This window comes from Streptomyces sp. NPDC104096 (assembly GCF_055584385.1).
Genome location: NZ_JBVJMD010000005.1, coordinates 128,299 through 153,859 on the forward strand (window position 1 = coordinate 128,299; position 25,561 = coordinate 153,859).

At 73.2% G+C, this 25,561-nt stretch carries 22 protein-coding genes; 15 read left to right on the forward strand and 7 right to left on the reverse strand.

Features of this window, described 5'->3' with window-relative positions; genetic code table 11:
• Positions 1–11: 11 nt before the first annotated feature.
• Positions 12–701 (reverse strand): hypothetical protein, encoded by a 690-nt coding sequence (locus tag ACZ60B_RS08155; protein WP_469385195.1) that lies wholly within the window; start codon positions 699–701, stop codon positions 12–14.
• A 68-nt stretch (positions 702–769) separates the two neighbouring features.
• Entirely contained in the window at positions 770–2,095 is a 1,326-nt protein-coding gene (locus tag ACZ60B_RS08160) for a DUF2252 domain-containing protein (protein ID WP_469385196.1), read from the reverse strand.
• 247 nt (positions 2,096–2,342) lie between these two features.
• On the opposite strand from ACZ60B_RS08160, the gene dnaE reads away from it, so the two are divergent.
• The gene (gene dnaE / locus ACZ60B_RS08165; RefSeq protein WP_469385197.1) at positions 2,343–5,882 is read left to right on the forward strand and encodes a DNA polymerase III subunit alpha; all 3,540 of its coding nucleotides are present in this window, start codon (positions 2,343–2,345) and stop codon (positions 5,880–5,882) included.
• A gap of 133 nt (positions 5,883–6,015) precedes the next feature.
• Here dnaE and ACZ60B_RS08170 read toward each other — a convergent pair whose 3' ends face one another.
• The gene (locus ACZ60B_RS08170; RefSeq protein WP_392619490.1) at positions 6,016–6,183 is read right to left on the reverse strand and encodes a hypothetical protein; all 168 of its coding nucleotides are present in this window, start codon (positions 6,181–6,183) and stop codon (positions 6,016–6,018) included.
• Between the two features lie 237 nt (positions 6,184–6,420).
• Between ACZ60B_RS08170 and ACZ60B_RS08175 the strand changes: the two genes are divergently transcribed.
• From ACZ60B_RS08175 to ACZ60B_RS08190, 4 genes are all read left to right on the forward strand, one after another.
• Complete coding sequence (locus ACZ60B_RS08175) at positions 6,421–7,641, forward strand: NYN domain-containing protein (protein WP_469385198.1); 1,221 nt, start codon at positions 6,421–6,423, stop codon at positions 7,639–7,641.
• A 108-nt stretch (positions 7,642–7,749) separates the two neighbouring features.
• Positions 7,750–8,724 (forward strand): ABC transporter ATP-binding protein, encoded by a 975-nt coding sequence (locus tag ACZ60B_RS08180; protein WP_469385199.1) that lies wholly within the window; start codon positions 7,750–7,752, stop codon positions 8,722–8,724.
• Between the two features lie 74 nt (positions 8,725–8,798).
• On the forward strand, positions 8,799–9,623 hold the full coding sequence (locus ACZ60B_RS08185; RefSeq protein WP_469385200.1) for an ABC transporter permease: 825 nt from the start codon (positions 8,799–8,801) through the stop codon (positions 9,621–9,623).
• 34 nt (positions 9,624–9,657) lie between these two features.
• The gene (locus ACZ60B_RS08190) at positions 9,658–10,338 is read left to right on the forward strand and encodes an AAA family ATPase (protein WP_469385201.1); all 681 of its coding nucleotides are present in this window, start codon (positions 9,658–9,660) and stop codon (positions 10,336–10,338) included.
• A 218-nt stretch (positions 10,339–10,556) separates the two neighbouring features.
• Here ACZ60B_RS08190 and ybaK read toward each other — a convergent pair whose 3' ends face one another.
• The 4 genes from ybaK to ACZ60B_RS08210 all read right to left on the reverse strand — a co-directional run bounded on the left by ybaK (position 10,557) and on the right by ACZ60B_RS08210 (position 14,670).
• The gene (gene ybaK / locus ACZ60B_RS08195; protein ID WP_469385202.1) at positions 10,557–11,057 is read right to left on the reverse strand and encodes a Cys-tRNA(Pro) deacylase; all 501 of its coding nucleotides are present in this window, start codon (positions 11,055–11,057) and stop codon (positions 10,557–10,559) included.
• 31 nt (positions 11,058–11,088) lie between these two features.
• Entirely contained in the window at positions 11,089–11,829 is a 741-nt protein-coding gene (locus tag ACZ60B_RS08200) for an LON peptidase substrate-binding domain-containing protein (RefSeq protein ID WP_469385203.1), read from the reverse strand.
• Between the two features lie 11 nt (positions 11,830–11,840).
• The gene (locus tag ACZ60B_RS08205; RefSeq protein ID WP_469385204.1) at positions 11,841–12,872 is read right to left on the reverse strand and encodes a hypothetical protein; all 1,032 of its coding nucleotides are present in this window, start codon (positions 12,870–12,872) and stop codon (positions 11,841–11,843) included.
• A gap of 220 nt (positions 12,873–13,092) precedes the next feature.
• Positions 13,093–14,670 (reverse strand): oxidoreductase, encoded by a 1,578-nt coding sequence (locus tag ACZ60B_RS08210; RefSeq protein ID WP_469385205.1) that lies wholly within the window; start codon positions 14,668–14,670, stop codon positions 13,093–13,095.
• Positions 14,671–14,871: 201 nt separating this feature from the next.
• On the opposite strand from ACZ60B_RS08210, the gene hisD reads away from it, so the two are divergent.
• The 10 genes from hisD (at position 14,872) to ACZ60B_RS08260 (ending at position 25,530) form a co-directional block, all read left to right on the forward strand.
• A complete protein-coding gene (gene hisD, locus ACZ60B_RS08215) occupies positions 14,872–16,194 on the forward strand; it encodes a histidinol dehydrogenase (protein WP_469385206.1) in 1,323 nt (440 codons plus the stop codon).
• Positions 16,191–17,300 (forward strand): histidinol-phosphate transaminase, encoded by a 1,110-nt coding sequence (locus ACZ60B_RS08220; protein ID WP_469385207.1) that lies wholly within the window; start codon positions 16,191–16,193, stop codon positions 17,298–17,300. The genes hisD and ACZ60B_RS08220 overlap by 4 nt, the downstream gene beginning before the upstream one ends.
• On the forward strand, positions 17,297–17,890 hold the full coding sequence (gene hisB, locus ACZ60B_RS08225) for an imidazoleglycerol-phosphate dehydratase HisB (RefSeq protein WP_152893722.1): 594 nt from the start codon (positions 17,297–17,299) through the stop codon (positions 17,888–17,890). Before ACZ60B_RS08220 ends, hisB begins: the two co-directional genes overlap by 4 nt.
• A gap of 3 nt (positions 17,891–17,893) precedes the next feature.
• Positions 17,894–18,058, forward strand: a complete 165-nt coding sequence (locus ACZ60B_RS08230) for a hypothetical protein (protein WP_450663548.1) — start codon at positions 17,894–17,896, stop codon at positions 18,056–18,058.
• Complete coding sequence (gene hisH, locus ACZ60B_RS08235) at positions 18,049–18,696, forward strand: imidazole glycerol phosphate synthase subunit HisH (protein WP_469385208.1); 648 nt, start codon at positions 18,049–18,051, stop codon at positions 18,694–18,696. The genes ACZ60B_RS08230 and hisH overlap by 10 nt, the downstream gene beginning before the upstream one ends.
• The gene (gene priA / locus ACZ60B_RS08240; protein WP_469385209.1) at positions 18,696–19,421 is read left to right on the forward strand and encodes a bifunctional 1-(5-phosphoribosyl)-5-((5-phosphoribosylamino)methylideneamino)imidazole-4-carboxamide isomerase/phosphoribosylanthranilate isomerase PriA; all 726 of its coding nucleotides are present in this window, start codon (positions 18,696–18,698) and stop codon (positions 19,419–19,421) included. Before hisH ends, priA begins: the two co-directional genes overlap by 1 nt.
• Before the next feature lie 16 nt (positions 19,422–19,437).
• Positions 19,438–19,842, forward strand: coding sequence for a RidA family protein (locus ACZ60B_RS08245; RefSeq protein ID WP_469385210.1), 405 nt, complete (start codon positions 19,438–19,440; stop codon positions 19,840–19,842).
• Positions 19,839–20,594, forward strand: a complete 756-nt coding sequence (gene hisF, locus ACZ60B_RS08250) for an imidazole glycerol phosphate synthase subunit HisF (RefSeq protein ID WP_469385211.1) — start codon at positions 19,839–19,841, stop codon at positions 20,592–20,594. Before ACZ60B_RS08245 ends, hisF begins: the two co-directional genes overlap by 4 nt.
• A 198-nt stretch (positions 20,595–20,792) precedes the next feature.
• Positions 20,793–22,184, forward strand: coding sequence for an MFS transporter (locus ACZ60B_RS08255; RefSeq protein WP_469385212.1), 1,392 nt, complete (start codon positions 20,793–20,795; stop codon positions 22,182–22,184).
• A 178-nt stretch (positions 22,185–22,362) separates the two neighbouring features.
• Entirely contained in the window at positions 22,363–25,530 is a 3,168-nt protein-coding gene (locus ACZ60B_RS08260) for a LuxR C-terminal-related transcriptional regulator (RefSeq protein ID WP_469385213.1), read from the forward strand.
• Positions 25,531–25,561: the final 31 nt, after the last annotated feature.

Here is a 25,561-nt window from a genome sequence, read left to right on the forward strand (position 1 = left end):
ACGGGTTGTGCTCAGGCGAGAGCGGCCGAGCGCGGCGGTCCACGCCGTCCCAGGGAGTGCGCGAGGAGCAGGCCGCGGACGGCGGCCGTACGACGGACCGGGCGCGGCGGGCGGCCGGGCGCCGGGGCGCGCCGCACGGTCACCGCGGCGGCGGCCAGCAGCAGCGGCCGGAACGTGGTCGCGGCCACGGCCCGCAGCAGTTGTTCCAGGGCCCGCTCGCCGCGGCGCAGCCAGGCGGTCGCGAGCAGGCCGATGCCGATGTGCGTGCCGAGCAGCAGCCAGGCCGTGGCCGGGTCGGCGTGGGCGAGCAGCGCCGCCACCCGGTCGGGGTCCGTGCCGGAGGCGCCGGCCAGCGGGGCGCCGAGGCCGGAGCCGCCGCACAGCACGTCGAGGCCGACCGAGCGCAGCGGCCCGGCGACCGGGCCGCCCGCGCGGCCGTAGCAGACGTGCTGGCCGGTGGTGAAGACGGTGTCGGCGGTCAGTTCCAGCGGGACCAGCAGGGCGGCGATCCGCCCGAAGCCCCGCTCGCGGCCCGCCAGCGCGTACGCCAGGACGAACACGGCGACCGCGACCGCGGCCACCGTGTTCACCGGCAGCGGGACCCGCGACAGCAGCACGTGCGACGCGGTGCCGAGCGTCACGACGACTGCCGTGAACAGCGCCGCGCGCACGGTTCTGAGGTGGGTCCCGGATATGTCCATGGCGGAGGAGAGTGTGTCACGTGCTCCGGTAAGAGACCCCTAAAGATCCCCTGTGAGCGGCCGGCCGGTCACAGACCCGGGATCCGTCCGTTGCGGAAGAGGTCCACGAAGATCTGGTGGTCGCGCCGTGCGCGGGCGCCGTAGTCGTGCGCGAAGTCGACCAGCAGACCGGCGAAGCCGTCCTCGTCGGCCGCGATCGCCGCGTCGATGGCCCGCTCCGTGGAGAAGGGGACCAGCGACTCGCCGGACTGGTCGTCCGCCGCGCCGTGCATGGTCGCGGTCGCCCGGCCGAGGTCGGCCACGACCGCGGCGATCTCCTCGGGATCGTCGAGCTCGCTCCAGTCCAGGTCGACCGCGTACGGCGAGACCTCGGCGACCAGCTGTCCCGCGCCGTCCAGCTCGGTCCAGCCCAGCCACGGGTCGGCGTGCGCCTGGAGGGCACGCTGGGAGATCACCGTGCGGTGGCCCTCGTGCCGGAAGTAGTCGCGGATCCCGGGGTCCGTGATGTGGCGGGAGACGGCCGGGGTCTGGGCCTGCTTGATGTAGATCACCACATCGTTCTCCAGGGCGTCGCTGTTGCCCTCCAGAAGGATGTTGTACGACGGCAGGCCGGCCGAGCCGATGCCGATGCCGCGGCGGCCGACGACGTCCTTGACGCGGTAGGAGTCGGGGCGGGCCAGGGACGACTCCGGCAGGGTCTCCAGGTAGCCGTCGAAGGCCGCGAGCACCTTGTAGCGGGTGGCGGCGTCCAGCTCGATGGAGCCGCCGCCGGGCGCGAAGCGGCGCTCGAAGTCACGGATCTCGGTCATCGAGTCCAGCAGCTCGAAGCGGGTCAGCGAGCGGGCGTCGCGCAGCGCGTCCAGCAGCGGGCCCTGGGCGGTGTCCAGGGTGAACGGCGGCACCTCGTCGCGCTTGGCGCCGGTCGCCAGGGCGTGGATCCGCTCGCGGTACGCGCCGGCGTACACCTCCACCAGTTCGGTGATCTGGTCGTCGCTGAGCGCCTTCGCGTACCCGATCAGCGCCACGGAGGCGGCGAACCGCTTGACGTCCCAGGTGAAGGGGCCGACGTAGGCCTCGTCGAAGTCGTTGACGTTGAAGATCAGCCGGCCGTTGGCGTCCATGTACGTGCCGAAGTTCTCCGCGTGCAGGTCGCCGTGGATCCACACGCGCGAGGTGCGCTCGTCCAGGTACGGACCGCCGCGCCGCTCGGCGGCGAGGTCGTGGTAGAAGAGGCTCGCCGTGCCGCGGTAGAACGCGAAGGCCGAGGCCGCCATCTTCCGGAACTTCACGCGGAACGCGGCCGGGTCGGCGGCCAGGAGCCGGCCGAAGGCGGTGTCGAAGACGGCGAGGATCTCCTCGCCGCGTTGCTCGGCGCTGAGCTGCGGGACCGACATCGCTGGGTGCCTCCTGGTGCGGGTGATGCCTGACGTGTGGGACGGATCTCATCGCACGCGGGGCGCGGACCGTCCGCCCTGCCCAACGCGCGAGGGAACACGGGAGTGCCCGAGTTCCTCCGCCTGAAGGTACGCGCGGGAACCCCTCGGGTGTCAGTGCCGAGGCATAGACTTCGACGCTGTCCCCCAGACTGTCCGCAGCCTGTCGGACCCCCGTCCCTGTTTGTTCGCCCTGGAGGCCGCAGCCGTGTCAAAGCCGCCGTTCACGCACCTGCACGTCCACACCCAGTACTCGCTGCTGGACGGTGCCGCGCGGCTCAAGGACATGTTCGACGCGTGCAACGAGATGGGCATGACGCACATCGCCATGTCCGACCACGGCAACCTCCACGGGGCGTACGACTTCTTCCACAGCGCGAAGAAGGCCGGGGTCACCCCGATCATCGGCATCGAGGCGTACGTCGCGCCCGAGTCGCGGCGCAACAAGCGCAAGATCCAGTGGGGCCAGCCGCACCAGAAGCGCGACGACGTCTCCGGTTCGGGCGGTTACACGCACAAGACGATCTGGGCGGCGAACGCGACCGGTCTGCACAACCTCTTCCGGCTGTCCTCGGACGCCTACGCCGAGGGCTGGCTCCAGAAGTGGCCCCGGATGGACAAGGAGACCATCGCCCAGTGGTCCGAGGGGCTCATCGCCTCCACCGGCTGCCCCTCCGGCGAGCTCCAGACCCGGCTGCGCCTGGGTCAGTACGACGAGGCGCTGAAGGCGGCCGCCGACTACCAGGACATCTTCGGCAAGGACCGCTACTTCCTGGAGCTGATGGACCACGGCATCGAGATCGAGCACCGGGTCCGCGAGGGCCTGCTCGACATCGGCAAGAAGCTCGGCATCCCGCCGCTGGTCACCAACGACTCGCACTACACCTACGCGCACGAGGCGACCGCGCACGACGCCCTGCTGTGCATCCAGACCGGCAAGAACCTCTCCGACCCCGACCGCTTCAAGTTCGACGGCACCGGCTACTACCTGAAGTCCACGGACGAGATGTACGCCATCGACTCCTCGGACGCCTGGCAGGAGGGCTGCCGCAACACGCTCCTGGTCGCCGAGCAGATCGACACCTCCGGCATGTTCGAGGCGAAGAACCTCATGCCGAAGTTCGACATCCCCGAGGGCTACACCGAGGTCACCTGGTTCCGGGAAGAGACCATGCGGGGCATGGCGCGCCGCTTCCCCGGCGGCATCCCGGAAGACCGGATGAAGCAGGTCGAGTACGAGATGGACACCATCATCTCGATGGGGTTCCCGGGCTACTTCCTCGTGGTCGCCGACTTCATCATGTGGGCCAAGAAGCAGGGCATCGCGGTCGGCCCCGGCCGTGGTTCCGCCGCCGGTTCGATCGTCGCGTACGCCATGGGCATCACCGACCTCGACCCGATCCCGCACGGCCTGATCTTCGAGCGGTTCCTCAACCCCGAGCGCATCTCGATGCCCGACGTCGACATCGACTTCGACGAGCGCAGGCGCGTCGAGGTGATCCGGTACGTGACGGAGAAGTACGGCTCCGACAAGGTCGCCATGATCGGCACCTACGGCAAGATCAAGGCCAAGAACGCGATCAAGGACTCCGCGCGCGTGCTGGGCTACCCGTACGCGATGGGCGACCGCCTCACCAAGGCGATGCCCGCCGACGTCCTCGGCAAGGGCATCGACCTCAACGGCATCACCGACCCCTCGCACCCGCGCTACAGCGAGGCGGGCGAGATCCGCTCGATGTACGAGAACGAGCCGGACGTCAAGAAGGTCATCGACACCGCCAAGGGCGTCGAGGGCCTGGTCCGGCAGATGGGCGTGCACGCGGCCGGCGTGATCATGTCCAGCGAGCCCATCGTCGACCACGCCCCGATCTGGGTGCGGCACACCGACGGCGTGACCATCACCCAGTGGGACTACCCGCAGTGCGAGTCGCTCGGCCTGCTGAAGATGGACTTCCTCGGCCTGCGCAACCTCACGATCATGGACGACGCCGTCAAGATGGTGAAGTCCAACAAGGGGATCGACCTCGACCTGCTGGCCCTGCCGCTCGACGACCCGAAGACCTTCGAACTGCTCCAGCGCGGCGAGACCCTCGGCGTCTTCCAGTTCGACGGCGGCCCCATGCGCTCGCTGCTGCGCCTGATGAAGCCCGACAACTTCGAGGACATCTCCGCCGTCTCCGCGCTCTACCGTCCCGGCCCGATGGGCATGGACTCGCACACCAACTACGCGCTGCGCAAGAACAAGCTCCAGGACATCACCCCGATCCACAAGGAGCTGGAGGAGCCCCTCGAAGAGGTCCTCGCGGTCACCTACGGCCTGATCGTCTACCAGGAGCAGGTGCAGAAGGCCGCCCAGATCATCGCCGGGTACTCGCTCGGCGAGGCCGACATCCTGCGCCGCGTGATGGGCAAGAAGAAGCCCGAGGAACTGGCGAAGAACTTCACCATCTTCCAGGCCGGCGCCCAGAAGAACGGCTACAGCGACGAGGCCATCCAGGCCCTGTGGGACGTGCTGGTCCCGTTCGCCGGCTACGCCTTCAACAAGGCGCACTCGGCCGCGTACGGACTGGTCTCGTACTGGACCGCCTACCTCAAGGCGAACCACCCCGCCGAGTACATGGCCGGTCTGCTGACCTCCGTCAAGGACGACAAGGACAAGTCGGCCGTCTACCTCAACGAGTGCCGGCGCATGGGCATCAAGGTGCTCCCGCCGAACGTCAACGAGTCGGTGCACAACTTCGCCGCGCAGGGCGACGACGTGATCCTCTTCGGTCTGGAGGCCGTGCGCAACGTCGGCACCAACGTGGTCGAGTCGATCATCAGGAGCCGCAAGGCCAAGGGCAAATACGCCTCCTTCCCCGACTACCTCGACAAGGTCGAGGCGGTCGCGTGCAACAAGCGCACCACGGAGTCGCTGATCAAGGCGGGCGCCTTCGACACCATGGGGCACACCCGCAAGGGCCTCACCGCGCAGTACGAACCGATGATCGACAACGTGGTCGCGGTCAAGCGCAAGGAGGCCGAGGGCCAGTTCGACCTGTTCGGCGGGATGGGCGAGGACGACAGCAGCGAGCCGGGCTTCGGACTGGACGTCGAGTTCACCACCGACGAGTGGGACAAGACGTATCTGCTCGCCCAGGAGCGGGAGATGCTCGGCCTGTACGTCTCCGACCACCCGCTGTTCGGACTGGAGCACGTGCTGTCCGACAAGGCCGACGCGGGCATCGCCCAGCTCACCGGAGGCGAGCACGCGGACGGCGCGGTCGTCACCATCGGCGGCATCATCTCGGGCCTCCAGCGCAAGATGACCAAGCAGGGCAACGCCTGGGCCATCGCCACCGTGGAGGACCTCGCGGGCTCCATCGAGTGCATGTTCTTCCCGGCCACCTACCAGTTGGTGTCGACCCAACTCGTCGAGGACGCCGTGGTGTTCGTCAAGGGCCGGCTCGACAAGCGCGAGGACGTCCCCCGGCTGGTCGCGATGGAGCTCCAGGTCCCCGACCTGTCCAACGCGGGCACCAACGCGCCGGTGATCCTCACCATCCCGGCCACCCGGGTCACCCCGCCGATGGTCAGCAGGCTCGGCGAGATCCTCAGTCACCACAAGGGTGACAGCGAGGTCCGCATCAAGCTCCAGGGACCGACCAGGACCACGGTGCTGCGCCTCGACCGGCACCGGGTGAAGCCGGATCCGGCCCTGTTCGGCGATCTGAAGGTGCTGCTCGGCCCTGCCTGTCTGGCCGGCTGAGCAGAGGTCCGGTTCCCGGCGTCCGGCTGCCGGCTTCCGACGAACGAGGGGCGCATCCGTGCACGGATGCGCCCCTCGGTGTCGTGCCCGGGCCTCAGCGGCCCGATGGGCTCAACAGCCCTTTATGAAGATGTCAGTTGTGGCCGAATCGCTTCTGCTTGCCCTTGTGCGCCATGTCGCCGGGGGTGATCTGCTGCGAGGCCCGTTGTTCGGCCTGCGCCTCGATCGACGACTTCTGCGCGGCCTGCTGACTGCGTTCGGTCTGCGGCTGCTTTCGCTCACGGTTCTTGTTCTTGGCCATGGTGCTCTGCCTCCTGAGGGGGATCTAGGGGCCAGGGCCGGGACCAGATTCACATAAGCTGACATCGGGCGCATTTTGGATAATTACCGTGTGTGACGCGGGTGGTCGGAGAGCGACGGCGAGCCACGATGTCCCGAAACGCCACGCCGAAGATCGAGTTCGAGCCGTTAACCTCCGCGTGGTCGGGCAGACTCGAAGGAAGCCCGAAGCAAACCTCCCGGGAAGAGGGTGAGTCGCGTGGATCGCTGCATCGTCCTGGTGGACGCCGGGTATCTCCTGGGGGCCGCGGCCAGTCTGCTCGCCGGCGAACCCTCGCGATCCCGGATCACCGTCGACCACGCCGCCCTCATCCAGGGGCTGCGCGAGCGCGCCGAGTCCGACACGGAACGGCAGCTGCTGCGCATCTACTGGTTCGACGGCGCCCCCGACCGCGTCCCCCAGCCCGAACACCGCAGACTGCGGGTGATGCCCCGGGTCACGGTCCGGCTGGGCGCGCTGACCCGCAGCGACGGACGCTGGGCCCAGAAGGGCGTGGACGCCGCGATGCACGCCGAACTCACCGAGCTGGCCCGCAACCGCGCCTGCTCCGACATCGTCCTCGTCACCGGCGACGGCGATCTGCTGCCGGGCATGATGGCCGCCAAGGAGCACGGCGTCGCCGTCCACCTGTGGGCCGTGCAGGCCGCCGACGGCGACTACAACCAGTCCGAGGACCTGGTCGCCGAGGCCGACGAGCGCCGCGTCCTGGACCGCACCTGGATCACCAAGGCCGTACGCGCCAAGGACCTCGGCGGAGTCTGCGCGCCGCCGCCCGTGCCGCGCCCCGAGATCGCCGCGATCCTCTCCGCGCCGCTGCCCGACTCGGGCCTGACGGCGGCGTCCGAGCCGTCCGCCGAGGCCCCGGAGCACGCCTCGGCCGCCGCGCAGAACGGCGCCCAGGAACCGGTGACCGCGCCCAAGGGCGTACCCACCCCCAAGGACCTGGCCGCACTGCGCGCCCCCGGCGCCCACGCCGTCCAGCACCCCACGACCGCCACCCTGCGCTGGTCCTCCGACAAGGGCTGGGTCGACCGCCCCGGCGGCACCGCCGCCGAACCTCCCGAGGTCGCCTCGATGCCGACGCTCGCCCAGCTGACGACGGCCGAACAGCGCTGGGCCGACCGCGAGGAGGACATCACCACCGTCGGCGGGGACCCCTACGAGGTGGGGCAGGTCTTCGCCCGCCGGTGGATGGAGCGCCTCGGCGACCAGGGCGGCCACCGGCAGAAGCTGTCCGGGATGTACCCGCGGATCCCGCACCGCATCGACGGCGAGCTGCTGCGCTACGCGGCCCGGTTCGGACTGCTGGCCCACAAGGACGACCAGATCGACGAGCACGACCGGTACGCCATCCGGGCGGGTTTCTGGCGGGAGATCGATGTCCGCACCGGCGCGGAACACGCCCCGGCCGGGGAGTGAACGGGGTCGGCGAACCCGCCCCGAGCGCCGGTCGGCGCCCCGGACCCCGTAGTCTCGTCCCTTGTGAGTACGCGCGCGACACCGGACCTTCCAGACAGTGGTGGGGTCGTGTGCGCCGTGCGCGGGCTGACCAAGACCTATCCGGCGCTGCGGGGCAGACGCGGCACACCCGGCACACCCGAGGTACGGGCCACCGACGACGTGCACCTGGAGGTGCGGCGCGGTGAGGTCTTCGGCCTCCTCGGCCCCAACGGCGCCGGGAAGACCTCGCTCGTACGACAGCTGACGGGGCTGATGCGGCCCGACGGCGGCACCGTCGAGATCCTCGGCCACGACATCGTGCGCCACCCGGAGCGCGCCGCACGGCTGCTCGCCTACCTCGGCCAGGAGTCCACCGCCCTCGACGAGCTCACCGTCTCGCTCGCCGCCGAGACCACCGGACGGCTGCGCGGCCTCGCCGCGCCCCGGGCGCGGGCCGAACGCGACGCCGTGCTCGACGAACTCGGGCTCGGGCCGATCGCCGGGCGGCCGCTGAAGAAGCTGTCCGGCGGGCAGCGACGGCTCGCCTGCTTCGCCACCGCGCTCGTCGGGGAGCGGCCGCTGCTCGTGCTCGACGAGCCCACCACCGGCATGGACCCGGTGGCCCGGCGGGCCGTGTGGGGCGCCGTCGACCGGCGGCGGGCCGAACGCGGCACCACCGTCCTGCTGGTCACCCACAACGTCATCGAGGCCGAGACCGTCCTCGACCGGGTCGCCGTCCTCGACAAGGGACGGGTGATCGCCTGCGACAGCCCGGCCGGGCTCAAGGAGCAGGTCGCGGGCGAGGTACGGGTCGAGCTGGTGTGGCGGGAGAGCCCGCCCCTGGAGGTGCCCGAAGTGGCCGCGCTGCGCGACCGGGTCGCGGAGTCCGGGCGCCGCTGGACGCTCCGGCTGGCGCCCGAGGAGGCGCGCGCGGTCGTCGCCACCGTCACCGGCGGGGCCGCCTTCGCCGCCCTGGACGACTTCACCCTCGCCACGCCCAGCCTGGAGGACGTGTACCTGGCGCTGGGCGGCGCCGCGCGGCAGGGGCTGGTGAGGGCGTGAGCGCACGTACGGCCGCGTCCGTACCGAACGGGGCGAGCACCGCAGTGAACCAGAGTGAAGGGGAGCAGCGCGACGTGAGTGTCGTACCCGCCGAGGTTCTGCCGGGCGGCGCCCTGGCCGTGCAGGAGACGGCGCCGCAGGCGGCCGCCGAGCTCGGGCCGCGCGCGCGGCTGTGGCCGGCGCTGGCGGCCGTGTACCGGGCCCAGCTGTCCCGGGCCCGGGTGGCCAGGATCCCGCTGCTGTTCGTGGCGACCTTCCAGTCCATCGGCATCCTGATCATGATGCGGGGCGTCGTCGACGGCGGCAGCGAGGCCGAGTCCGTGGTGGCCGGCTCGTCGGTCCTCGTCCTCGCCTTCGTCGCGCTGAACCTGCTCGCCCAGTACTTCGGGCAGCTGCGCTCCAGCGGCGGCCTCGACCACTACGCGACCCTGCCGGTGCCGCCGGCCGCGGTCGTGCTCGGCGCGGCGGGCGCCTACGCGTCGTTCACCGTGCCCGGGACCGTGGTCACCGCCGTGTTCGGCTGTGTGCTGTTCGGGCTGCCCATGGCCAACCTCTGGATCCTCGCCGCGGTGATCCCGCTCGCCGGCGCCGCGCTCGCCGGGCTCGGCGCCGCGCTCGGACTGCTGGCGCCGCGGCCCGAGCTGGCCACCGTGCTCGGCCAGCTCGGCATGTCCGCGGCGCTGCTGCTCGGGGTGCTGCCGCCCGAGCGGATGCCCGAGGCCGTACGGTTCGCCCGGGACCTGCTGCCGTCGACGTACGGGGTGGAGGCCTGCGCGCGGACCTTCTCGGCGCACCCCGACTGGGCCCTCGTCCTCGGTGACCTGGCCGTGTGCGCGCTGGTCGGCGTCGTCTCGCTGGCCGTGGCGACCCGGGCGTACCGCCGGGCCGCGGTCCGGTGACGCGCCGCGCGGGCGGGCCTGGCACGATGTCAGGGTGACCGCACCACTGACGCCGCCTCCGCCGCCGCACGAACAGCCCTCGCACGACGCGTGGCCGCCTTCGCCCGGCGGGTACGGCGGGCCGGCTCCCGCGCCGCAGGACGGCCTGTACGGACAGGACGGCCCCGGTATGAAGGCCGAGGTGATCGAGGCGGTCGTCGTCGCCCTGGTGGTCGCGGTGGCCGGTGTGCTGCTCGGGGTGGTGTGGTGGTGGCTGGCGCCGCACGTGCCGCTCGTCGGGGTCGTGGTCGACGGCCGCTGGAACGTCTACCTCAAGGACACCGAGGGCGAGCAGGCGATCGGCGTCGACGGAACGTTCACGCTGCTGGCGCTGGCCTTCGGGGCCGTGAGCGCGCTCGGCGTGTTCCTGTGGCGCAGGCGCGGCGGGGTGCCGCTGGTCGTGGCGCTCGGCGTCGGCGGGCTGCTCGGGGCACTGCTGGCGTGGCGGGTCGGGGTGTGGCTGGGACCCACCTCGGACGTGCTCGCGCACGCGAAGGCCGTGGGCACGGGCGTGACGTTCTCCGCGCCGCTGAAGCTGGGGGCGAAGGGCGCGCTGCTGGCGTGGCCACTGGCGGGGCTGGTGGTCCACATGGGGCTGATGGGCCTGTTCGGACCGCGGGACCCCGATCCGTACGCGTATCCGCACCAGCAGCAGTACGGGGCGCCGAAGGAGTAGGCCGAGGTCGTGGGCGGCGGGTGCGGCGAGGTGTTCCCCTCGCCTCCGCCGCCCGTTGCCGTCACCGGGGGCTTCCGTCGCCCCTTGTCGGCGCCGCGGGCTCTATGCCGGGCGCCTGCCGTGGTTCGAGTGGCCCTTCCTGACGCGCCACTTGCGCTTGCGTGTTCGCTTCGACATGTCCCTCGTACTTAACCGAGGAAGCCGCCGCCGTCGAGAGGTCAGGCGCGTCCGATGGGCGCCAGGGTCGCGGCCGTGAGGCCGGCGAGGTCGGTGGGGGAGAGTTCCACCTCCAGGCCGCGGCGGCCCGCCGAGACGCAGATGGTGGCGTGGCCGGTCGCCGAGTCGTCCAGGACGGTACGGAGCCTCTTGCGCTGGCCGAGCGGGGAGATGCCGCCGCGGACGTAGCCCGTGGTGCGCTCCGCCAGGGCCGGGTCCGCCATGACCGCCCGCTTGCCGCCGACCGCCGACGCCAGGGCCTTCAGGTCGAGCTGGCCCGCCACCGGGACCACGGCCACCGTGAGCGCGCCGTCCACGTCCGCCACCAGCGTCTTGAAGACCCGCTCGGGGGAGACGCCCATGGCCTCGGCGGCCTCCTCGCCGTAGGACGGGTGGGCGGGGTCGTGCTCGTAGGCGTGGACCGTGTAGTCCACGCCGGCCGTGGTCAGCGCCACCGTCGCGGGCGTGCCGCCCGGCTGCTGCTTCTTCGCCTTCTTGGCCATGCCGGCCGGCTCCTCGGGGTGCGTTCGTACGTCAGTTCAGGCTGGTCGGGGTGCGCGTCAGCTCCGACGCGGGCAGCGACGGCAGGTTGCGGATGATGGCCGTCTCCGAGCGCAGCAGCTTCAGCTCGTCCCGGAGCCGGGACGCGGTGTCGGGGGCCTGGAGCAGACGCTGCTTGGTGGGCGTGTCGAGCATGATCGCGGCCGCCACCAGGTACGACACCACGGACGGTTCGTCGGGCAGCTCCGCGCCCGTCGTCAGGGACCGCTCCCGGGCGCCCGCCAGCCGCTTCTGGTACTGCTTGAACGCCCGCAGCACGCCCTCGGCCAGTGCCCCGGCCTCGTCGCCCGGCTCCTCCGGGAGCTCCTCCAGCTCGGCCGTCAGGAACGGCCCCGACGCGTCCACGGACACCAGGCGCACCCGGGTCGTGCCGGTCGCCAGCACCTCGAAGGTGCCGTTCTCCCGCTCCCGGATCGTCGCCGCGTCGGCGATGCAGCCGATGCCGTGGAACGCCTTCGCCGGGTCCGCGCCGAAGCCCGCGGCCGGCCCGCGCTCGGGCACGGCGGTCGGGTCCGGCATGCCCGGCGCGCTGGGCGCCACTTCATGGCCGTCGCGGATGGTCACGACGGCGAACCGGCGCGGCTCGTCCTCGGGGGTCTTCAGCAGCTCGCGCATCATGGCGCGATACCGCTCCTCGAAGACGCTGAGCGGTAGGACGAGACCCGGGAAGAGCACCGAGTTCAGGGGGAAGAGCGGAAGCCGGACGGTGGTCACGGCGCAGAAGCCTAATGGTCGACGGAGCGGGCGCGGTCGCCGCGCCCGTTCCGTGGACGCCGCCCGGGCTGCGCCTCGGGTGTCCGCCGGACGTTCTCGCGCACCTCCAGGAACCGCCCGAGCGGGTCGTCGGAGATCCGGTCCCAGGGGAAGGAGGTGACGTACGGGCCGGTCAGCCGGAGCTGTTCCCGGGCGTCCGCGTGGCGTCCGAGGCGGACCAGGACGTAGACCGCGAGGTTGCGGATCTCCGCGGGCCAGGGGTCGGCCGCCGGGTGTCCGGCGGACAGCTCGACCGCCCGGTCGGCCGCGGCGTCGAGCCGCTCGCGCGGCACCTCGGGGCCGCAGCCGTCGGTGAGGTAGGCGAAGGCCGCGCGCAGCGGCAGCGCCTGGACGAGCGAGCCGGACGGCGCGTCCTGGGCGGCCCGCTCGGCGAAGTCGAAGCACTCGCGGTGCGAGCCGTGCCAGGCGCCCGCGAGGTACTTCAGGGCCGCCACGTGGCAGCCGTGGTGGTGCGGTGAGCGGCGGACCGCCGCCTCCCACAGCTCCCCGAAGTAGCGGTGCCCGGCGCGCGCGCCGCGCGCGTGGTCCAGCGCCAGCCGCCACGGCACCGGGTCGCGGTCGTCGCTGCGCGCGGCGGCCGTGATCAGCGGGCTGGTGGCGCGCAGCAGCTCCGCCCGGGCCGGGGAGTCCCAGACGCGGCGCACCGCGAGCTGGGCCCCGACCAGCAGTACGTCCGGGTCGCCGGGGGCGGCGGCGCGCCAGTTCTCGAACCACTCGTCGCGGGAGCGGGCGAAGGACGCGAGGCGTATCACGTACCGGTCGCGGCTCTCCCAGTCGGCATGGCGGCGGGTGGCGGCGAGCAGCTCGGCGGCCGGCCCGTACTCGCCCCGCGCGGCGGCGACCAGCGCCGGGGCCACGCGTTCGTCGGGCGCGTCGAGGAACACCTCGTCGTCGGCGGGAGGTCCGGCGGCAGGGCGGGGGGCAGCGGTTCTCATCCGCGACGTCCGGATGAAGGGGGGCAGCAGAGCCATGGTGCCGCCCATTGAAAAGCCGCAGGTCGCAGCCGCGCCAGAGGCGCAGCAGAACAAATGGAAAGTTGTACGCCGGTTGGTCAAGGGCCGGTAAAACGTGGTGGTGAACCTCCTGTGGAGAAGCTGTGCACCTACCGCGGGTAAGGGCCGCCCGCCCGGCCGGTCCACCACGCACCGCCACGCCCCGGCGGACCGTATGGAGCACCCGGCGCCCGCCCCCCCACGGCGGGTTTCAGCTGCGTCGCAGCATCCGGGTGGCACCCGTCGCCACCGTCGTGGCCAGGATCCAGCCGAGCAGGACCATCGCCGCGGCCAGCCACTGCCGGGCGCCGTCGAGCTGCCACAGGCCGACCTGCCCCAGGTCGACGACCGGCAGCAGCAGGTCCAGGGCGAACAGGGCCGGGTCCCACTCCGGGTGGCCGTCGCCGTTGACCGGCGGGCGTCCGGCGCGGGCGAAGGCGAGCGTCCCGGCCGCCCACAGCACCGCCATCCACACCGCCGCCCGGCCCGGCCGGTAGCCGTAGGCGACCGTCCAGTCCTGCGCGTACCCCCAGAGCTTGGCGGCCGGCGGCAGGGTCTCCCGGCGGTGGCGCTGCTTGGCGAGCAGCACCTCGCGGGCGTCCTCGTCCTCGCCGCTCTCGCGCAGCACGGCCGCGAGCCGCTCGTACGGCTCCGGGTTGTACTCGGCGGTCGCCGCGGCCACCCACTCCAGGCGCTCGGTCAGCGGGAAGGGGCCGTGCGGCACGAGGTTCTCGTACGAGAAGCCGCCCATGTGCAGCCGCCCGGGGCCCGGCCAGCTGACCGCCCGGTCGACGAGGTTGACGATCCGCGCCCCGGACAGCACCACCGTCCCGCGCTGCGGCCGCTCCCCGAGGAAGCGCAGCTCCGGGGTCTGCACCCGCAGCAGCGACAGCGCCTGGTCGTCGGTGAGCAGGAACCGGGCCCGCTCCAGGTCGACCGCGTCCCCGAACCGCCCGTCGTCCAGCCGCATCCCGCCCCGGCACTCGAACCGCTGCACCCGCGTGCCCTGCGGCGGGGTCGCGCCGTCCGGCACCTGGGCGCCGACGCCCGCCGGGGTCAGGTACAGCGTGCGCCCGACGGTCAGCTGGGGCGCGTTCAGGGCGAACCGCGTGTACGGGTTGGCCAGCCGCGCGCCGCGCAGGCTCAGCGACACGCCCACCGTCGCGGCGCGCAGACTCAGCTCGCCGTGCGACTCCAGGAGCTCGGCCTGGAGGTCCTGCCCCACCGACATGCCGTCGGCCGCGATCGAGCGGCCGCTGCGGTCCCGGTCGACGACGGCCTGGTTGAGCAGCAGATCCGTGCCGATGTGCGCGTCGGTGAGCCGGACCCCCTGGTGGAAGCGGCAGCGCGGCAGGTGCAGGTCGCCCTCGGTGTGCACCCGGGCCGCCTCCAGCCGGGGCACCGCGCAGTTCACCAGGCGCACGGTCGTGAAGCGGGCCTCCGGCAGCAGCACCTCCCGCTCGAAGCGGCAGTTCTTCAGCTCCATGTACGGCACCACCGTGCCGCCGGCGAGATCCAGCACCCCGCTGATCTGCACCCCGGCCAGTTTCAGCGACGCGACCCGCCCGGCCAGCGCGGGCGGCCCGTCCAGCAGCAGCCAGGCCAGTATCCGGGCCCGCACGGTCCGCTCGGGTCCCCAGGGATGCCCCCCGTGCGGGTCGTCGACGACCGCGTCCCCGCTGCTGAGGTCGTACACGGTGCCGTTGCGGAACGACTGCCACATGCCGGCCTCCGCGGCGGTCAGATCGTCCGGCAGATCCCCGGTGCGGGTCTGGGTCCCCTCGGTCACGGTTCTTCACTCCCTCCCCGGCTACTCGCGGGTCGCTTCGCCGCACAGGCGTTGATGCCCGCTGAGTGACGCCCCGAACGCAAGACGTGAAGGGGATCTTCCGGGTTCGGGCGGAATGCGCCACCTGCCCCGGCCGCCGCTCTGTATCAGCCATTGATACGCGCGGACGGCCTCCGATCCGGGTCTGCGAGAATTGAGTCCGTGATCTCCCGAATCGATCTGCGCGGCGACGCCCTCCCCGAGGGCCCCGCCCTGCGCGACCTGCTGCCCCGAGCCGACTTCGACGTCTCGGCCGCCCTGGAGAAGGTGCGTCCGATCTGCGAGGCCGTGCATCATCGGGGCGACGCGGCACTGATCGACTTCGCCGAGAAGTTCGACGGCGTGCGCCTGGAGTCCGTACGGGTGCCGGCCCAGGCACTGGCCGACGCGCTGGAGCAGCTCGACCCGGCCGTGCGCGCGGCCCTGGAGGAGTCCGTCCGGCGCACCCGGCTCGTGCACCGCGCCCAGCGCCGTACGACGCACACGACCCAGGTGGTGCCCGGCGGCTCGGTGACCGAGAAGTGGGTGCCGGTCGACCGGGTCGGGCTGTACGCGCCCGGCGGCCGGTCCGTCTACCCCTCCTCCGTGATCATGAACGTGGTGCCCGCGCAGGAGGCCGGCGTCCCCTCGGTCGCGCTCGCCTCGCCGGCCCAGGCCGAGTTCGGCGGGCTGCCGCACCCCACGATCCTCGCCGCGTGCGCCCTGCTCGGTGTCGACGAGGTGTACGCGGCGGGCGGCGCCACCGCCGTCGCGATGTTCGCGTACGGCACCGAGTCCTGCCCGCCCGCCAACATGGTCACCGGCCCCGGCAACATCTGGGTGGCCGCGGCCAAGCGCTTCTTCACCGGCAGGATCGGCATCGACGCCGAGGCCGGACCGACCGAGATCGCGATCCTCGCGGACGCCACGGCCGACCCGGCGCACGTCGCCGCCGACCTGATCAGCCAGGCCGAGCACGACCCGCTCGCGGCCGCCGTCCTCGTCACCGACTCGGTCGAACTGGCGGACGCCGTGGAGCGGGAGCTCCAGCCGCAGGTCGAGGCCACCAAGCACATCGACGACCGGATCCTGCCCGCGCTCAAGGGCAGGCAGTCGGCGATCGTGCTCGTCGACGGAGTCGAGGAGGGCCTGCGGGTGGTCGACGCCTACGGCGCCGAGCACCTGGAGATCCAGACGGCCGACGCCGCCGCCGTCGCCGACCGCGTGCGCAACGCCGGCGCGGTCTTCGTCGGCCCCTGGGCGCCCGTGTCCCTGGGCGACTACGCGGCAGGCTCCAACCACGTGCTGCCGACCGGCGGCTGCGCCTGCCACTCCTCGGGCCTGTCGGTCCAGTCGTTCCTGCGCGGCATCCACATCGTCGACTACACGAAGGACGCGCTGGCCGAGGTCGCGCATCACGTGGTGACGCTGGCGGAGGCGGAGGACCTGCCCGCGCACGGCGCGGCGGTCAAGGCGAGGTTCGGTTGGAAGGTGCCCGGCAAGTGACGTTCGGAATCGACGATCTCCCCGTCCGCGACGAGCTGCGCGGTCAGTCCCCCTACGGCGCGCCCCAGCTCGACGTGCCCGTACGGCTGAACACCAACGAGAACCCCTACCCGCTGCCCGAGGTGCTGGTCGAGCGGATCACCGAGCGGGTGCGCGCGGCCGCCCGGGACCTCAACCGCTACCCGGACCGGGACGCCGTCGAACTGCGCACCAGGCTCGCCGAGTACCTGACGGACACGGCCGGGCACCCGGTCGGCCTCGCGAACGTCTGGGCCGCCAACGGCTCCAACGAGGTCATCCAGCAACTGCTCCAGACCTTCGGCGGGCCGGGCCGCACGGCGATCGGCTTCGAGCCGTCGTACTCGATGCACGCGCTCATCGCGCGCGGCACCGGCACCGGCTGGATCTCCGGCCCGCGGAGCGCCGACTTCACGATCGACCTGGCCGCCGCCGAACGGGCGATCGCCGAGAACCGGCCGGACGTCGTGTTCATCACCACCCCCAACAACCCCACCGGCAACGCGGTCCCGCCCGAGACGGTCCTCGCGCTGTACGAGGCCGCGCAGGCGGCCAAGCCGTCCGTCGTGGTCGTGGACGAGGCGTACGTCGAATTCAGCCACGGCGCCTCGCTGCTGCCGCTGCTCGAGGGGCGGCCGCACCTGGTCGTCTCGCGCACCATGTCGAAGGCCTTCGGCGCGGCGGGGCTGCGCCTGGGCTATCTCGCCGCGCACCCGGCGGTGGTCGACGCCGTGCAGCTGGTCCGGCTGCCCTACCACCTGTCGGCCGTCACCCAGGCGACCGCGCTGGCGGCCCTGGAGCACACCGGCACCCTGCTGAAGTACGTCGAGCGGCTGAAGGAGGAGCGGGACCGGCTGGTCCGCGAGCTCCGGTCGATCGGCTACGAGGTCACCGAGTCGGACGCGAACTTCGTGCAGTTCGGGCGGTTCGAGGACGCCCACGCCGTCTGGCGGAAGATCCTCGACCGGGGGGTCCTGGTCCGGGACAACGGCGTACCGGGGTGGCTTCGGGTCACCGCCGGGACCCCGCAGGAGAACGACGCGTTCCTCGACGCGGTCCGTGAACTGAAGAAGGAGCAGAGCGCATGAACCGCGTGGGACGCGTGGAGCGGACGACCAAGGAGACGGGTGTCCTGGTCGAGATCGACCTCGACGGCACCGGGAGGACGGACATCTCCACCGGTGTCGGCTTCTACGACCACATGCTCGACCAGCTCGGCCGGCACGGTCTGTTCGACCTGACCGTGAAGACCGAGGGCGACCTGCACATCGACTCGCACCACACCATCGAGGACACCGCCCTCGCGCTCGGCGCCGCCTTCAAGCAGGCGCTCGGCGACAAGGTGGGCATCTACCGCTTCGGCAACTGCACGGTCCCGCTGGACGAGTCCCTCGCCCAGGTCACCGTCGACCTCTCCGGCCGCCCGTACCTCGTGCACACCGAGCCCGAGAACATGGCGCCGATGATCGGCGCGTACGACACCACGATGACCCGGCACATCCTGGAGTCCTTCGTGGCCCAGGCGCAGATCGCGCTGCACGTGCACGTGCCGTACGGACGCAACGCCCACCACATCGTCGAGTGCCAGTTCAAGGCGCTCGCGCGGGCGCTGCGCTACGCGAGCGAGCGCGACCCGCGCGCCGCCGGCATTCTTCCCTCCACGAAGGGCGCGCTGTAACCCATGACCGGTCTGTCCGCCATCCTGATCGTCGTCGGGCTCTTCCTCGTCGGCGGTATCTACTCCTTCGTGAAGCAGGAGATGCCCAAGAGCCTCATCGTGCTGCTGTCCATCGGCGCCGCCATGTGCCTGGTGGCCGGTGTCGTACGGCTGGAGGTGTGGAATTGAGCAAGCCCAGCAAGGTCGTGGTCTTCGACTACGGCTTCGGGAACGTGCGGTCCGCCGAACGCGCCCTCGCGCGCACCGGTGCCGAGGTCGAGATCACGCGTGACTTCGACACCGCCATGAACGCCGACGGCCTGCTGGTGCCGGGCGTCGGCGCCTTCGCCGCCTGCATGAACGGCCTGCGGGCCGCCCGCGGCGACTGGATCATCGACCGCCGGCTGTCCGGCGGCCGCCCGGTGATGGGCATCTGCGTCGGCATGCAGATCCTGTTCGCGCGGGGCATCGAGCACGGGGTGGAGACCGAGGGCCTCGACGAGTGGCCCGGCTCGGTCGAGCCGCTCCAGGCCGAGATCGTGCCCCACATGGGCTGGAACACCGTCGACGCGCCGGCCGGCTCAGAGCTGTTCGCCGGCCTGGACCCGGACGCGCGCTTCTACTTCGTGCACTCCTACGCGGTCCACGACTGGGCCCTGGAGACGCACAACCCGGCCATGAACGCGCCCAAGGTGACCTGGTCGACGCACGGCGAGCCGTTCGTGGCCGCCGTGGAGAACGGGGCCCTGTGGGCCACGCAGTTCCACCCCGAGAAGTCCGGCGACGCCGGAGCCCAGCTGCTGAACAACTGGATCGGAACCCTCTGATGGCCTCGAAGCTCGAACTCCTCCCCGCCGTCGACGTCCGGGACGGCCAGGCCGTCCGTCTGGTGCACGGCGAGTCCGGGACGGAGACCTCGTACGGCTCTCCCCTGGAGGCCGCCCTCGCCTGGCAGCGCTCGGGTGCCGAGTGGCTGCACCTGGTCGACCTGGACGCCGCGTTCGGCACCGGCGACAACCGCGCCCTGATCGGCGAGGTCGCGCGCGCGATGGACATCAAGGTGGAGCTGTCCGGCGGCATCCGCGACGACGACACCCTCGCCGCCGCGCTCGCCACCGGCTGCACCCGGGTCAACCTGGGCACGGCCGCGCTGGAGACCCCCGAGTGGGTCGCCGAGGTCATCGCCCGGCACGGCGACAAGATCGCGGTGGGCCTCGACGTCCGCGGCACGACCCTGCGCGGCCGCGGCTGGACCCGCGACGGCGGCGACCTGTACGAGACGCTGGCCCGGCTCGACAAGGAGGGCTGCGCGCGCTACGTCGTCACCGACATCGCCAAGGACGGCACCCTCCAGGGTCCCAACCTGGAACTGCTGCGCAACGTCTGCGCCGCCACGGATCGCCCGGTCGTGGCGTCCGGCGGCGTGTCGTCGCTGGACGACCTGCGGGCCATCGCCGAGCTGGTACCCCTCGGAGTCGAGGGCGCCATCGTCGGCAAGGCCCTGTACGCCAAGGCGTTCACCTTGGAAGAGGCCCTGGAGGCCACATCGTGATTCCGGACACCGTGTCATGACGTCCGAGGCCGTGCGGCGGGTGCAGAGCGGGAGCCCCTGGGAGGAGTCCCTCGGGTTCGCGCGCGCCGTCGCGGCGGGCGACCGCGTCCTGGTGGCGGGCACGTCGTCCTTCAAAGGCCGCGTGCTGTACGGGGAGGGCGACCCGTACGAGCAGGCCAAGGTCGCCTTCACCGGTGCGGTCGAGGCGATCGGCGAGTTCGGGCTCGGCATCGACGCGGTGATCCGCACCCGGATGTACCTGAGCCACGCGCGGGACGTGGAGGCCGTGGGGCGCGCCCACAAGGAACTCTTCGACTCGGTGCGCCCGGTCTCGACCCTGCTGGTCGTGGAGGGCTTCGTCGACCCGCGCATCCTGGTCGAAGTGGAAATAGAAGCATTCAGAGGAGCCGTGGATTCATGACCCTGGCGGTCCGAGTCATCCCCTGCCTGGACGTGGACGACGGACGGGTCGTCAAGGGCGTCAACTTCCAGAACCTGCGCGACGCGGGCGACCCCGTCGAGATGGCGAAGGTGTACGACGCCGAGGGCGCCGACGAGCTGACGTTCCTGGACATCACCGCCTCGTCGGGCAACCGGGAGACCACGTACGACGTGGTGCGCCGCACCGCGGAGCAGGTGTTCATCCCGCTGACCGTCGGCGGCGGGGTGCGCGCCGCCGAGGACGTGGACAAACTGCTGCGGGCGGGCGCCGACAAGGTGGGCGTGAACACGGCCGCCATCGCCCGGCCCGACCTGATCCGGGAGATCGCCGAGCGCTTCGGCCGCCAGGTCCTGGTGCTGTCGGTCGACGCCCGGCGGACGCCGTCCGGGGGCTTCGAGGTCACCACGCACGGCGGCCGCCGGGGCACCGGCATCGACGCGGTCGAGTGGGCGCACCGGGCCGCCGAGCTGGGAGCCGGTGAGATCCTGCTCAACTCGATGGACGCGGACGGCACCAAGGACGGCTACGACCTGGAGATGATCGCGGCCGTCCGCAAGCATGTGACGGTCCCGGTGATCGCCTCCGGCGGCGCGGGCCGCCTCGGCGACTTCCCGCCGGCCGTCGAGGCGGGCGCGGACGCCGTACTGGCCGCCTCCGTCTTCCACTTCGGCGACCTGCGCATCGCCGAGGTCAAGCAGACCCTGCGAGAGGCGGGCCGCCCGGTGCGGTGACACCGCGTCCGGCGTGCGGCCGAGCCGTGGGCCCCGGTCACTTCGGTGACCGGGGCTTCCTTTCGGTCCGGGGGCCTTCGGTCCGGGGGCCTTCGGTCCGAGGGTCTTCGGTCCGGGGGTCTTGGGTCCGAGCGAAAAGAGAAGTCGCGCAGAATATGGTGCGCAGCTTTTCCTTCGTATCCCAGAGGACGGCCTCCTGTGACCGCCACGCTCACCGCCCCGGTCGATGTCACCGGCCGGCCGGCCCATCGCGACGGCAATGTGCTGCGCTGGCTCGGCGCCTACACCGCGTCGATGGTCGGGGACAACGTCTACTACCTCGCGCTGTCCTGGGCCGCCGTCCAGGCCGGGACGCCCTCGCAGGCCGGTCTCGTGATGGCCGTCAGCGCGGTGCCGCGGGCCCTGCTGATGCTCGGCGGGGGAGTGGTCGCCGACCGGTTCGGGCCGCACCGGGTCGTCATCGGCAGCGACGCCGTGCGCTGCGCGGCCGTGCTCGCGGTCGCCGCGCTGCTCCTCGTCTCCGGCCCCGGACTGTGGCCGCTGGTCGTGCTCGCCGTGGTCTTCGGCATCGTGGACGCCGTCTTCATGCCCGCGGTGGGGGCGCTGCCCGCCCGGCTGACCGGCCCGGACCAGCTCGCCCGGGTCCAGGGCCTGCGCGGTCTCGCCATCCGGTTCGCCGGTGTCGTGGGCGGCCCGCTCGGCGGTCTGGGGGTGGCCCTGGGCGGGGCCGCCGGCGCGTTCGGTCTGGCCGGAGCGCTGATCGCGCTCTCCGTCCCGCTGCTGGTGGCCGTACGGACCCGGGATCTCCCGGCGCCTGCCGCGGTGACGCCGGTGGCCGCGATACCGGAGGCGTCGGCGGCGAGTGGTGCGCCGGGTGCGGAGGGTGCGGAGCAGGGCGGTGGTCCGGTGGCCGGTCCGGCCGACGCCGTCGGCGCGGCGGACCCGGCCGGGGCTCCCGTCGTGGCGGAGGCCGCCGCGGGCAGCCCCTGGCGGGATCTGCGCGAGGGCCTGCGCTACATCCGCGGGCACCGGGTCCTCGCGCCGCTCCTGATCGCCATCGCCCTCGGCGACCTCGGCTTCGTCGGACCGCTCAACGTCGGACTGACCCTGCTGGCCGACCGGCGCGGCTGGGGCGCCGCCGGCATGGGCGGGGTGCTCGCCGGGTTCGGGGCCGGCGCGGGGATCGCCGCGCTCCTGCTGGCCGTACGCGGACGGCTGCCGCACGCGGCGCGGGTCGCGGCGGCCGCGATCATCACCGGCTCGGTCGCGGTCGGCGCGCTCGCCTTCGTACCCGACCTGACCGCGGCCATCGGCGTGGCCGTCCTCGTCGGCATGCTCACCGGACTCAGCGGCGCGCTGTGCGGCGCCCTGCTCCAGACCCAGTCCGAACCCGCCTACCTGGGCCGCGTCAGCTCCGTCGCGGGCATCGTCAGTCTCGGCTTCGCCCCGCTCAGCATGCCGCTGAGCGCGGCCGCCATCGGCTGGTGGGGCACCGGCCCCGTCTTCGTCACCAGCGCCGTGGTCTGCGGCCTCGGCGGTGTGGTCGTCCTGTGCAGCGGCCCGCTGCGCCGCGCCCGGCTGCCGCTCTGAATCCCGGGCGTGCGGGTGTGCGGGCGCACAAGGATGGCTCCGGCCCGGTAGGAGGGCGCCCAGCGTGCGGCGGCGCCCGGCAGGCGTGTTTCCCGAGGTCGCAGGGCCCTTGAAGGCCTCGCCGAGGGCCTGGGGCACCTGGTTCCGCCGCCGGTTACGCGGTCGTAACCTGACCGCCGTGACCGGACAGACGATCCCCCCACGTCCGCTCCGCCCGCCCAGGCTCCACGGCCGGAGCACGGAACTCGAAGCCGTAGAAGCGCTGTTGGCACGGCTGCGTGCCGACCGCGGCGGCGCCCTCGTCCTCACCGGGACTCCGGGACTCGGACGCACCGCACTGCTCGCGCAGGTCCGCCGCACCTTCGACGAGGGCACCGTGTGGCACGCCGGGGCCACCCGGGCCGAGAGCCGCATCCCGTACGGAGGCCTGCACGCCCTGCTCAGCTCGGCGGTCGTGGGCGCCCCGCTGCGGGCGCTGCGGGTGCTCGGGGCCGGGCTGGAGCCGGCCGCGCTGCTGGAACTGCTGGGCGAGCGGGCCTCGGGGCGGCCGCTGCTGGTGTGCGTGGACGACGTACATCTGTGGGACGGGCCGTCCCGCGCGGCCCTGGGGTTCGTCGCCCGGCGGCTGGACACCGCGCGCCCCGTCGGCCTGCTGCTGTCCGCGGCGGCCCGCGGCCACCCGGACGGCGAACTCGCCGGTCTGCCCCTGGTCCGCCTCGGTCCGCTCGACCCGGCCGCGGCCGAGGCCCTGGCGGACGACCTCGCCGCGCGCCCCCTCGACCCCGCCGTACGCCGCGAACTGGTCCGCGAGACGGTCGGCAACCCGCGGCTGCTGACCGACGTCCTGACCGGGCTCGGCCCGCGGCAGCTCGGCGGCGAACTGCCGCTGCCGAGACCGCTGGTCGCGCCCGACGTGCTGGTGCGGGCCTGCGGAGCGGGCCCCGGCGACCTGCCGGCCGGGTCCCGGCTGCTCCTGCTGCTGGCCGCGGCCGCGCAGGAGCAGGACCCGTACGGGCACGGAGCGGACCTCCTCCTCGTCCTGCGCGCGGCGGGCGCCGCCGGGGCGGGGCGCGCGGAACTGGCCGAGGCCGAGGACGCCGGGGTGCTGCGCGTCGCCGGGGAACGCGTGGTGTTCGCCGACGAACCGCTGCGCCGCGCGGTCCGTGACGAGGTGTCACCCGCCCGCCGCCGACACGCCCACACGCTGCTGGCGCTGGCCCTGGCCGGCGAGCGCCGGCGGCTGCCGCGCCTGGTGCACCGGGCCCTGGCCGCGCCGGGCCCCGACCCCCGGCTCGCCGCCGAGCTCGCGGCCGTCGCGGAGGACGACGTGAGCCGGACCCACGCCGAACGGTCCGTGGCCCTGGAGCGTGCGGCCGTCCTCACGGAGCACGACGGTGCCAGGGTCGCGCGGCTCGCCGCCGCCGCGGACCACGCCCGGCTGGCCGGCCGTCCCGCACGGGCCCGCGAACTGCTGGCCGCGGCCCGGCCCTGGCCGGCGCACGACGCGGTCCGCGGCCGGACGGAACTCGTCCGCGGGCTGCTCGAACTCCAGGACGGGCCCGTGGCCGACGCCTGCGAGGCGCTGCGGCTGGCGGCGGAGCTGATGGCTCCCTACGACGCGCAGCGCACCGATCTGGCGCTGCTCGCCGGGATGGAGGCGGCCTGGTCCGCGGGCGACGCGCAGTCCTACCTGCGGATCACCGGCGGCTCCGACCCGTCCGTCCCCCGCGAGGCGCCCGTGCCGCAGCCGACGTGCGCCCCGACCCCGACCGGGGCCTTGCGGGCCCTGCCCGGGGTTCTGCCGCGAGCCCTGCCCGAGGTCCTGCCCGGAGTCCCTCCCGAGGTCCTTGCCGGGACTCCGCCCGGAGTCCCTGCCCAGGCCCTTCCCGGGGCCCTTCCCCGAGCTTTCCCCGACGCCGTCTCCGACGCTCTCGCCGAGGATCTTTCGAGAGTCCTGCCCGGCGTGCCGTCCGCGGCCCCCGACGACGCCCTCCCGGCCGTGCGGGCGGCCGTCTCGGCCCGGTCGGCCCAGACCTTCGCGGCGGAGTACCGCGCCGGGATGACGGACCTGTTGAGCGGGCGGACCGTGCGGGGCAGGCAGGCTCTGCGGCGGCTCGTGGAGCGGGGCGAGCGCGCGGGGGAGCCCGAGATGCTGGTGTGCGCCGGTGCCGCGGCGCTGGTCGTGGGCGACCTCGCGGCCGCGTGCCGGGTGCACGCGCGGGCGCTGGCGGTCGCGCGCTCGCGCGGCCACGCCACCCTCGTACCCCTGGTGCTGGAGCGGCTGGCCTACGGCGAGCTGCGGGCCGGGCGGCACCTGCGGGCCCGGGTGCACGCCGAGGAGGGACTGCGCGCCGCCCTGCGCACCGGGCAGCGCAACATCGCCGCCCATCAGCACGCCGTCCTGGCCCTGGTCGCCTCCCTGGCGGGCGACGCCGACACCGTGGCCGAGCACGCCGCCGCCTGCTCGGCCGTCGCCGACGCGCACGGCCTCGCCCTGGCCGCGTCGCTCGCCCAGTGGGCTCTGGCCCGCACCGACCTGAGCCGGGGCCGGGCCCCCGAGGCGGCGGCCCGGCTCGGCCCCCTGGTGCGCCCCGGCCCCTGCGGCGGCCACTTCGCGGTACGGATGCTCGCCGTGCCGTGCTACGTCGAGGCCGCCGTGCTGGCCGGCGCACCGGAGGCCGCGCCCGCGGTCGTCGCGGAGTTCGCCGCCTGGGCGGAGCAGGGCATCGACGCCGCCGCCCCGGCCCTGCTCGCCCGCTGCCGCGCCCTGCTGGAGACCGTCGAGGGCAAGGGGGAGCCCGCGGCCCGCGACGGGACCCCGCCGCACGACGACCGCACCGGTCCCCACCCGGCGGAGGTCCACTACGCCGAGGCGCTGGCTCGCCACGACCTGGTGGGCGGCGACTTCGAACGCGCCCGTACCCAGCTCCTGTTCGGCAACTGGCTGCGGCGCAGACGGCGGCCGGGCGAGGCACGGGGACGGCTGCGCGACGCCCTGGTCGCGTTCGAACGCTGCGGAGCCGGTGCCTGGGCCCAGCAGGCACGGGCCGAACTGCGTGCCACCGGTGACGCCCCGGCGGCCGAACCCCGGGGACCGCTGGTCCGGCTGACACCGCAGCAGCTGCGGATCGCCCGGTTCGTCGCGGAGGGGGCCACCAACCGCGAGGTGGCGATGCGGCTGTCGGTGAGCCCGCGCACGGTCGACCACCATCTGCGCAATGTGTTCGCGCTGCTCGGCGTGCGCTCGCGGATCGAATTGGCGAGGTTCGTCGACCGGGAGGACGCGTCCGGCGGCCGCCCGGGGGAACCGGCCCCGGCACGGTACGGGTTCCCGCCGCGCGGGTGACCCGCCGGGGCGGGTGATCCGGCGGGGCGGG

Bases quoted from the DNA above. Each gene is read 5' to 3' on its own strand.
- ACZ60B_RS08170 (WP_392619490.1), bottom strand. From the start codon at position 6,183: ATGGCCAAGAACAAGAACCGTGAGCGAAAGCAGCCGCAGACCGAACGC.
- ACZ60B_RS08245 (WP_469385210.1), top strand. From the start codon at position 19,438: ATGACGTCCGAGGCCGTGCGGCGGGTGCAGAGCGGGAGCCCCTGGGAG.
- ACZ60B_RS08205 (WP_469385204.1), bottom strand. From the start codon at position 12,872: ATGGGCGGCACCATGGCTCTGCTGCCCCCCTTCATCCGGACGTCGCGG.
- hisB (WP_152893722.1), top strand. From the start codon at position 17,297: ATGAACCGCGTGGGACGCGTGGAGCGGACGACCAAGGAGACGGGTGTC.
- ACZ60B_RS08155 (WP_469385195.1), bottom strand. From the start codon at position 701: ATGGACATATCCGGGACCCACCTCAGAACCGTGCGCGCGGCGCTGTTC.
- ACZ60B_RS08160 (WP_469385196.1), bottom strand. From the start codon at position 2,095: ATGTCGGTCCCGCAGCTCAGCGCCGAGCAACGCGGCGAGGAGATCCTC.
- priA (WP_469385209.1), top strand. From the start codon at position 18,696: ATGGCCTCGAAGCTCGAACTCCTCCCCGCCGTCGACGTCCGGGACGGC.
- ybaK (WP_469385202.1), bottom strand. From the start codon at position 11,057: ATGGCCAAGAAGGCGAAGAAGCAGCAGCCGGGCGGCACGCCCGCGACG.
- hisF (WP_469385211.1), top strand. From the start codon at position 19,839: ATGACCCTGGCGGTCCGAGTCATCCCCTGCCTGGACGTGGACGACGGA.
- ACZ60B_RS08230 (WP_450663548.1), top strand. From the start codon at position 17,894: ATGACCGGTCTGTCCGCCATCCTGATCGTCGTCGGGCTCTTCCTCGTC.